Origin of the sequence: Pseudomonas sp. MD195_PC81_125 (assembly GCF_014060985.1) — a bacterium.
Classification (GTDB): Bacteria; Pseudomonadota; Gammaproteobacteria; order Pseudomonadales; family Pseudomonadaceae; genus Aquipseudomonas; species Aquipseudomonas parakoreensis.
In genome coordinates, this window is record NZ_JABULD010000620.1 from 1 (window position 1) to 7971 (window position 7971).

A 7971-nucleotide genomic window follows, 5' to 3' on the forward strand; every position below is an offset into this window, starting at 1 on the left:
CCAGAGCACTGGCGGGGGCTTTATTTTGCGTCAGGCGTTGGCCTTATTGGGCCTCGGCTTCAGCGGGTTTTTCACCGTGGGACAGGCTGTAAACATACGCCGCCAGCAAGTGCACCTTATCGTTGCCTTGCAGTTGTTCCTGCGCAGGCATCTGGCCCTGACGGCCGTAACGGATGGTCTGTTGCAGTTGGGCGAAGCTTGAACCGTAGATGAACGCGGCCGGGTGGGTCAGGTTCGGTGCGCCCATCGCCGGGGTGCCTTTGCCTTCCGGTCCGTGGCAGGCCACGCAGTTGGCGGCGAACAGTTTCTGGCCGTTGGCCGGGTCAGCCTTGGTGCCTTCCGGCAGTTTGCGGCCATCAAGTTGAGTGACCACGAAGGCTGCGACGTCGGCGACGCCTTGCTCGCCAATGACGTCGGCCCAGGCCGGCATCACCGCGTGACGACCGCCCATGATGGTGGTCTTGATGGTTTCCGGCTCGCCGCCCCAGCGCCAGTCGGCGTCGGTCAGGTTCGGGAAGCCATAGGCGCCTTTGGCGTCGGAACCGTGGCACACCGAGCAGTTGGAGGCGAACAGACGGCCACCCATCTTCAGTGCTTGTGGATCCTTGGCGACTTCCTCGATCGGCATCGCCGCGAACTTGGCGAAGATCGGACCGAACTTGGCGTCCGAGCGGGCCATTTCCTTTTCCCACTCGTGCACGCCGGTCCAGCCGGTCTGGCCGTTGGCGAACGCGGTCTGCTTGTCGTTATCAAGGTAGTTGTAGCCCGGCAACAGGCCTTTCCAGTTGCCCAGACCCGGGTACAGCACCAGATAACCGAGGGCGAACACGATGGTGCCCACAAACAGCATGAACCACCATTTCGGCAGTGGGTTGTCGTACTCCTCGATCCCGTCGAAGGAGTGGCCCACGGTCTCTTCCGTCTGCTCGCTGCGCTGGCCCTTGCGGGTCGACAGCAGCAGCCAGGTCAGGGAAAAGATCGTACCGAGACTGAGGACTGTGACGTACAGACTCCAGAATGTAGTCATTCTTTGTTACTCCTAGAAGCTTGCTCGACGTGCTTGATGGCTTCGGGATCATCCGCAAAAGGCAGCAAGGTTGCGTCTTCAAACTCCGACTTGCGCTTGGGGCTGAATACCCACAACGCCAAACCGATGAAGGCCACCATCACGACAACGGTGCCCAGGCCGCGAATCATCCCGATATCCATAAAGAATCACCGTTTGCTTTTGATGATGGTGCCCAGGCCTTGAAGGTAGGCCACCAGCGCGTCCATTTCGGTTTTGCCCTTCACGGCCTCTTTTGCACCGGCGATGTCTTCGTCGGTGTAAGGGACGCCGAGCGTGCGCAACACTTCCATTTTCCTGGCCGTGTCTTTGCCGTCGAGCTTGTTTTCCACGAGGAACGGGTAAGCCGGCATTTTCGACTCAGGCACTACGTTGCGCGGGTTGTACAGGTGCGCACGCTGCCAGTCATCGGAGTAACGACCGCCCACGCGAGCCAGGTCCGGACCGGTACGTTTGGAACCCCACAGGAACGGGTGGTCCCAGACGCTTTCACCGGCGACCGAGTAGTGGCCGTAGCGTTCGGTTTCGGCACGGAACGGACGGATCATCTGCGAGTGGCAGCCGACACAACCGTTGGCGATGTAGACGTCGCGGCCTTCCAGTTCCAGTGCCGAGCGCGGCTTCATGCCTTCGACCGGCTTGTTGGTGACGTCCTGGAAGAACAGCGGAACGATTTGGGTCAGGCCGCCAATGCTGACGGCGATAACCATGAAGAAGGCCAGCAGGCCAATATTCTTCTCGACAGCTTCATGCTTCATCAGTGAGCTCCAACGACAGCGATCTGGGCGGCGGCTTCGGCTTCAACCGGGTTCGAGGCGCGCACGGTGCGCCAGACGTTGTAAGCCATCAGGAACATGCCGCTGGCGAAGAATGCACCGCCCAGGGCACGGACGATGTAGCCCGGGTGGCTGGCCTGCAGCGCTTCGACGAACGAGTAGGTGAGGGTGCCGTCATCGTTGATTGCACGCCACATCAGGCCCTGAGTGATGCCGTTGACCCACATCGAGGCGATGTACAGCACGGTACCGATGGTCGCGAGCCAGAAGTGCGCGTTGATCAGGCCGACGCTGTGCATCTGCGCGCGGCCGAACAGTTTCGGGATCATGTGGTAGATCGCGCCGATCGAGATCATCGCTACCCAGCCGAGCGCGCCGGCGTGTACGTGGCCGATGGTCCAGTCGGTGTAGTGCGAGAGCGAGTTGACGGTCTTGATCGCCATCATCGGACCTTCGAAGGTCGACATGCCGTAGAACGCCAGCGATACCACGAGGAAACGCAGGATCGGGTCGGTGCGCAGCTTATGCCAGGCGCCCGACAGGGTCATCATGCCGTTGATCATGCCGCCCCAGCTCGGTGCCAGCAGGATGATCGACATCGCCATGCCCAGCGATTGCGCCCAGTCCGGCAATGCGGTGTAGTGCAGGTGGTGCGGGCCGGCCCAGATGTACAGGGTGATCAGGGCCCAGAAGTGCACGATCGACAGGCGATAGGAGTAGATCGGACGTTCGGCCTGTTTCGGCACGAAGTAGTACATCATCCCGAGGAAGCCGGTGGTCAGGAAGAAGCCCACGGCGTTGTGGCCGTACCACCACTGGATCATCGCGTCGGTCGCGCCCGAGTAGGCGGAGTAGGACTTGAAGAAACTCACCGGCAAGGAGGCGTGGTTGACGATGTGCAGCATTGCGGTCACGACGATGAACGCGCCGTAGAACCAGTTACCGACATAGATATGCTTGGTCTTGCGCTTGGTGATGGTGCCGAAGAACACCAGCCCGTAGGAGACCCAGACAATGGCCAGCAGAATGGCGAGCGGCCATTCCAGTTCGGCGTATTCCTTGGTGGTGGTGTAGCCCAGCGGCAAGGTAATGATTGCGCCGACGATAACTGCCTGCCAGCCCCAGAAGGTGAAGGCGGCGAGGCTGTCGGAGATCAGTCGCGTCTGGCAGGTTCGCTGCACGACATAGTAGGAAGTGGCAAACAGTGCACAACCACCAAAGGCGAAAATCACCAGGTTTGTGTGCAACGGGCGCAGGCGTCCAAAGCTCGTCCACGGCAGACCGAAGTTCAATTCCGGCCAGACCAGTTGCGAGGCGATGAAGACACCGAGCCCCATGCCAAGGATCCCCCAGACCACCGTCATGATGGCGAACTGGCGGACTACCTTATAGTTATAAGCAGTCGGACTGATTGCTGTGCTCATTCTAAGGTTCCACGGTTTGGGTGTTTTATTAGGATTAAAATCGGCCGCAAGTATGCAGAGAGCAGGGGGTCATTGCAACGCGCCATGACCTGGGTCAATGCTTTCCAACGCTGATTCTGCGGCCTTTCCATACGCCGCGTAAGGACAAAATCGGCCTCGGACAAAATGTCGCAGCGGACGAAAAAAAGCGAGGGGTTCAGGTCGGTTGTAACGAGGTGTGTTCGAACGCAGTGATCGGGTGACGGACGGTCATCGACGCGACAGCCGGTATCTACCGGGCTTTGCGCCCTGTCAGTCAGGCGATTTGTCGAACACATCGCTCAAGGTCGACCTGGAACCGGCACGGGCCAGTCCGCATCGAGCAAGCGTAGACCCGTTTCGGAGGATTCGAAAGGAGAGGGTGTGACGGGGTGCGACAATGCGTCGCAAAGGGGCGGGATGCTGCCGCATCGAGAACGATGCGGCAGAGGTGTACGCAATGCTTATTGCTTTTTGTCTTCATTAATAAGTTTTTCTGTATTCAACCCGTGCGACAGGCTGTACACATAAGCGGCCAGCAATTGCACTTTATCGTTGCCCAGCAGTTCGTTCTGCGCCGGCATGTGGCCTTGGCGACCATGGCGAATGGTCTGCTCAAGCTGCGTCAGGCTGGTGCCGTAGATAAATCCGGCCGGGTGCGTCAGGTTCGGCGCACCCATGGCTTCAGTGCCTTGGCCGGTTGCCCCATGACAGGCTACGCAGGTGGTGCTGAACGCTTGCTGTCCGGCCTGCAGGTCAGCCTTGCTGTCGGCCGGCAGCGGCAGGCCGGCCAGTTCGTGACGCACATACGCCGCGACGTTCTTCACCCCCGGTCTCGCCGAGCACTTCGCCCCAGGCCGGCATCGCCGCCATCCGCCCACCCATGATGGTGGTCTTGATGGTCTCGGCACTGCCGCCCCAGCGCCAGTCCTTGTCCGCCAGGTTGGGGAAACCGAACGCGCCCTTGGCGTCGGAACCATGGCACACCGAGCAGTTGGAGGCGAACAGTCGGCCACCCATTTTCAGCGCCTGCGGATCCTTCGCCACTTCTTCCACCGGCATGGCGGCGAACTTGGCGAAGATCGGCCCGAATTTGGCGTCGGCCTTGCTCATTTCCTTTTCCCACTCGTGGACACCGGTCCAGCCGTCCTCGTAGCCGGGCAGGATGCCTTTCCAGTTGCCCAGACCCGGATAGAGGATCAGATAGCCCACGGAAAACACCAGCGTGCCGGCGAACAGCATGAACCACCATTGCGGCAGCGGGTTGTCGTACTCCTCGATGCCGTCGAAGCTGTGGCCCATGGTCTGGTCGACGCTGCCCTTGGTCTCGCCCCGGCGCGTGCCGATCAGCAGCCAGGTCAGGCCGATCAGGCTGCCGATGGTCAGTACGCAGATCCACGTACTCCAGAAGGTGGTCATGGCCGGGTACTCCTTGTTTCAGATGCGGGGGTAGTGTCGGGTTGCGGCTCGTCGGCGAACGGCAGCAGACGTGCTTCGGCAAACTCCGGGGTGCGCTTGCGATTGAATACCCACAAGGTCAGACCGACGAAGGCGACGAACACCACGACCGTGCCGAGGCCACGTATGAGGCCTGTGCTCATTTCAATGACCATGGCTCACCTCTTGCTCTTGATCGCAGTGCCAAGCACTTGCAGGTAGGAGACGAGGGCGTCCATCTCGGTCTTGCCCTTGAGGCTGGCAACCGCGCCGCTGATGTCATCGTCGGTGTACGGCACGCCTAGGGTGCGCATGGTCTTGAGCTTGGTTTCGGTGTGGCTGCTGTCGACCGCTTGCGTCACCAGCCACGGGTAGGCCGGCATTTTCGACTCGGGTACCACGTTGCGCGGGTTGTACAAGTGCGCGCGGTGCCAGTCATCCGAGTAACGCGCGCCGACCCGGGCCAGGTCCGGACCGGTACGCTTGGAGCCCCACAGGAACGGGTGATCCCACACGCTCTCACCGGCCACCGAGTAGTGCCCGTAGCGTTCGGTTTCGGCGCGGAACGGGCGAATCATCTGCGAATGGCAACCGACGCAGCCTTCGCGGATGTAGATGTCGCGGCCTTCCAGTTGCAGCGCGGTGTAAGGCTTCATGCCCTCCACCGGTTTGTTGGTGACGTCCTGGAAGAACAGCGGGACGATCTGGGTCAGGCCGCCGATGCTCACGGCAAACACCATCAGCAGCATCAGCAGGCCGACGTTCTTTTCAATCGTTTCGTGTTTCATGGCGGACTCCTCAGGCCATCTGCGCGGCAGCAACGACGTCAGCAGGCTGCGAGGCCCGCACGGTGCGCCAGGTGTTGTAAGCCATCAGGAACATGCCGCTGAGGAAGATCGCCCCACCCACCAGACGCACGATGAAGCCTGGGTGGCTGGCCACCAGGGTTTCGACGAAGGAGTAGGTCAGCGTGCCGTCCTCGTTGACTGCGCGCCACATCAGGCCCTGGGCGATGCCGTTGACCCACATCGAGGCGATGTAGAGCACGGTGCCGATGGTCGCGAGCCAGAAGTGCGCGTTGATCAGGCCGATGCTGTGCATCTGCTCTTTGCCGAAGACTTTCGGGATCATGTGGTACAGCGCGCCGATGGAAATCATCGCCACCCAGCCGAGCGCGCCGGCGTGTACGTGGCCGATGGTCCAGTCGGTGTAGTGGGAGAGGGCGTTGACGGTCTTGATCGCCATCATCGGACCTTCGAAGGTCGACATGCCGTAGAACGCCAGCGACACCACGAGGAAGCGCAGGATCGGGTCGCTGCGCAACTTATGCCAGGCGCCCGAGAGGGTCATCATGCCGTTGATCATGCCGCCCCAGCTCGGTGCCAGCAGAATCAGCGACATCACCATGCCCAGCGACTGCGCCCAGTCTGGCAGCGCGGTGTAGTGCAGGTGGTGCGGGCCGGCCCAGATGTACAGGGTGATCAGCGCCCAGAAGTGCACGATCGACAGGCGATACGAATACACCGGACGTTCGGCCTGTTTCGGCACGAAGTAGTACATCATCCCGAGAAAACCGGCGGTGAGGAAAAAGCCTACGGCGTTGTGGCCGTACCACCATTGCACCATCGCGTCGGTCGCACCGGCGTACACCGAGTAGGACTTGGTCAGGCTCACCGGCAACTCAAGGTTGTTGACGATGTGCAGAATCGCCACGGTGATGATGAACGCGCCGAAGAACCAGTTGCCGACGTAGATGTGCTTGGTTTTGCGCTGCATGATCGTGCCGAAGAACACGATGGCGTAGGCGACCCAGACGATGGTGATCAGGATGTCGATCGGCCATTCCAGCTCGGCGTATTCCTTGGAGCTGGTGTAACCCAGCGGCAGGCTGATGGCTGCCAGCAGGATCACCAGTTGCCAGCCCCAGAAGCAGAACGCGGCGATTTTCGGCGCGAACAATTGCGTCTGGCAGGTGCGCTGCACCGAATAGAACGAACTGGCGAACAGCGCACAACCACCGAAGGCGAAGATCACCGCGTTGGTGTGCAGCGGGCGCAGACGGCCGAAACTGGTCCAGGGCAAATTGAAGTTGAGTTCCGGCCAGACCAATTGGGCCGCGAGAAAAACCCCGAGCCCCATGCCGACGATGCCCCACACCACCGTCATAATGGCGAATTGGCGGACCACCTTGTAGTTGTAGGCGGTACTGATAGAAGTGTTCATGGTTCCCCATCCACGGTTCAGCCGAAGTGAGCGCGCGCAGAAAACGCCGCGAATCCTTCGTCTGGAGTTATAGGCAGACTAAAAGCGAGGCAAGCATGGACAAAACAGCACAAGGCCAGTATTGACGGGGATCAATGGGCGCAGTGCGTGCGGGATCATGGGTGGCTTTGGGATGCTGCTGTTGGCGAGCCTTCGGCGACGCTGATCCTGGCGCATGGGGCGGGGGGCGCCGATGGATAGCGACTGGATGAACGATATGGCTGGGCGCCTTGCTGGGCTTGGTATCAACGTGTTGCGGTTTGAGTTTCCTTATATGGCGCAGCGGCGGGTTGATGGGGTCAAGCGGCCGCCCAATCCTGCGGGGAAATTGCAGGAGTGTTGGCGTGATGTTTATGGCTTGGTGCGACTTCATGTCGCTGGGGTTTTGGCGGTTGGCGGGAAGTCTATGGGCGGGCGGATGGCCAGTCTCTTGGCCGATGAGTTGGGGGCTGATGCGCTTGTCTGTCTTGGATATCCGTTTTATGCGGTGGGGAAACCGGAGAAACCTCGGGTTGAGCATTTGGCTGCTTTGCGGACTCGGACGTTGATTGTTCAGGGGGAGCGGGATGCGCTTGGCAATCGGGAGGCTGTCGAGGCTTACGATCTATCGCCGAGTATTGAGGTGTTCTGGTTGGCTTCTGGGGATCATGATTTGAAGCCGCTCAAGGTTTCCGGGTTTACGCATGAGCAGCATTTGGCTTCGGCCGCGGAGAAGGTTGCCGGGTTTCTTCGTTGAGGTTTGGTTTTGGGGTGTATATCCGTTGCTGCGGTTATGGCTGCTTAGGGTTCCGCCCTTACGGCGGGTCACTTTTGGCAAAACGCCCCCAAAAAGTAACCAAAAAGGTCTTGCTCCTACGTCCGGCCCGCTCGCTGAGGCTCGGGGTTCCTTCGCTCCGGGATTCATCCGGGGGCATCGCCTCCGGTTTGCTTCGCTGCACCTCCTCTCGTCGTGTGTTTGGCTGCGCCAAACGGTCGCTGCGCTCCCACC

The 7971-nt window shown here is 60.5% G+C and carries 7 protein-coding genes and 2 pseudogenes; 1 reads left to right on the forward strand and 8 read right to left on the reverse strand.

The window, feature by feature from the left end; genetic code table 11:
- Nucleotides 1-43: 43 nt before the first annotated feature.
- The 8 genes and pseudogenes from ccoP (HT737_RS24810) to ccoN (HT737_RS24845) all read right to left on the reverse strand — a co-directional run bounded on the left by ccoP (HT737_RS24810) (nucleotide 44) and on the right by ccoN (HT737_RS24845) (nucleotide 6944).
- Nucleotides 44-1027, reverse strand: coding sequence for a cytochrome-c oxidase, cbb3-type subunit III (ccoP, locus tag HT737_RS24810; RefSeq protein ID WP_047293090.1), 984 nt, complete (start codon nucleotides 1025-1027; stop codon nucleotides 44-46).
- Nucleotides 1024-1209, reverse strand: coding sequence for a CcoQ/FixQ family Cbb3-type cytochrome c oxidase assembly chaperone (locus tag HT737_RS24815; RefSeq protein ID WP_003175465.1), 186 nt, complete (start codon nucleotides 1207-1209; stop codon nucleotides 1024-1026). Before HT737_RS24815 ends, ccoP (HT737_RS24810) begins: the two co-directional genes overlap by 4 nt.
- A gap of 6 nt (nucleotides 1210-1215) precedes the next feature.
- On the reverse strand, nucleotides 1216-1824 hold the full coding sequence (gene ccoO, locus HT737_RS24820) for a cytochrome-c oxidase, cbb3-type subunit II (RefSeq protein ID WP_041067866.1): 609 nt from the start codon (nucleotides 1822-1824) through the stop codon (nucleotides 1216-1218).
- Entirely contained in the window at nucleotides 1824-3266 is a 1443-nt protein-coding gene (gene ccoN / locus HT737_RS24825; RefSeq protein ID WP_047293093.1) for a cytochrome-c oxidase, cbb3-type subunit I, read from the reverse strand. Before ccoN (HT737_RS24825) ends, ccoO (HT737_RS24820) begins: the two co-directional genes overlap by 1 nt.
- Before the next feature lie 482 nt (nucleotides 3267-3748).
- Nucleotides 3749-4703 (reverse strand): annotated as a pseudogene (ccoP, locus tag HT737_RS24830) (cytochrome-c oxidase, cbb3-type subunit III).
- The gene (locus HT737_RS24835) at nucleotides 4700-4897 is read right to left on the reverse strand and encodes a cbb3-type cytochrome c oxidase subunit 3 (RefSeq protein ID WP_041067875.1); all 198 of its coding nucleotides are present in this window, start codon (nucleotides 4895-4897) and stop codon (nucleotides 4700-4702) included. The pseudogene ccoP (HT737_RS24830) and the gene HT737_RS24835 overlap by 4 nt, the downstream one beginning before the upstream one ends.
- Before the next feature lie 3 nt (nucleotides 4898-4900).
- Nucleotides 4901-5509, reverse strand: coding sequence for a cytochrome-c oxidase, cbb3-type subunit II (ccoO, locus tag HT737_RS24840; RefSeq protein ID WP_003223389.1), 609 nt, complete (start codon nucleotides 5507-5509; stop codon nucleotides 4901-4903).
- A 10-nt stretch (nucleotides 5510-5519) separates the two neighbouring features.
- Nucleotides 5520-6944: a cytochrome-c oxidase, cbb3-type subunit I gene (ccoN, locus tag HT737_RS24845; RefSeq protein WP_047293096.1), complete on the reverse strand. Its 1425-nt coding sequence runs from the start codon at nucleotides 6942-6944 to the stop codon at nucleotides 5520-5522.
- Nucleotides 6945-7013: 69 nt separating this feature from the next.
- Here ccoN (HT737_RS24845) and HT737_RS24850 point away from each other — a divergent pair.
- Nucleotides 7014-7719: pseudogene (locus HT737_RS24850) on the forward strand (alpha/beta family hydrolase).
- The last annotated feature ends 252 nt before the right edge of the window (nucleotides 7720-7971 follow it).

Coding starts and splice junctions, on each gene's coding strand:
- ccoN (WP_047293096.1), bottom strand. CDS start 6,944: ATGAACACTTCTATCAGTACCGCCTACAACTACAAGGTGGTCCGCCAA.
- ccoN (WP_047293093.1), bottom strand. CDS start 3,266: ATGAGCACAGCAATCAGTCCGACTGCTTATAACTATAAGGTAGTCCGC.
- ccoP (WP_047293090.1), bottom strand. CDS start 1,027: ATGACTACATTCTGGAGTCTGTACGTCACAGTCCTCAGTCTCGGTACG.
- ccoO (WP_003223389.1), bottom strand. CDS start 5,509: ATGAAACACGAAACGATTGAAAAGAACGTCGGCCTGCTGATGCTGCTG.
- HT737_RS24815 (WP_003175465.1), bottom strand. CDS start 1,209: ATGGATATCGGGATGATTCGCGGCCTGGGCACCGTTGTCGTGATGGTG.
- ccoO (WP_041067866.1), bottom strand. CDS start 1,824: ATGAAGCATGAAGCTGTCGAGAAGAATATTGGCCTGCTGGCCTTCTTC.
- HT737_RS24835 (WP_041067875.1), bottom strand. CDS start 4,897: ATGGTCATTGAAATGAGCACAGGCCTCATACGTGGCCTCGGCACGGTC.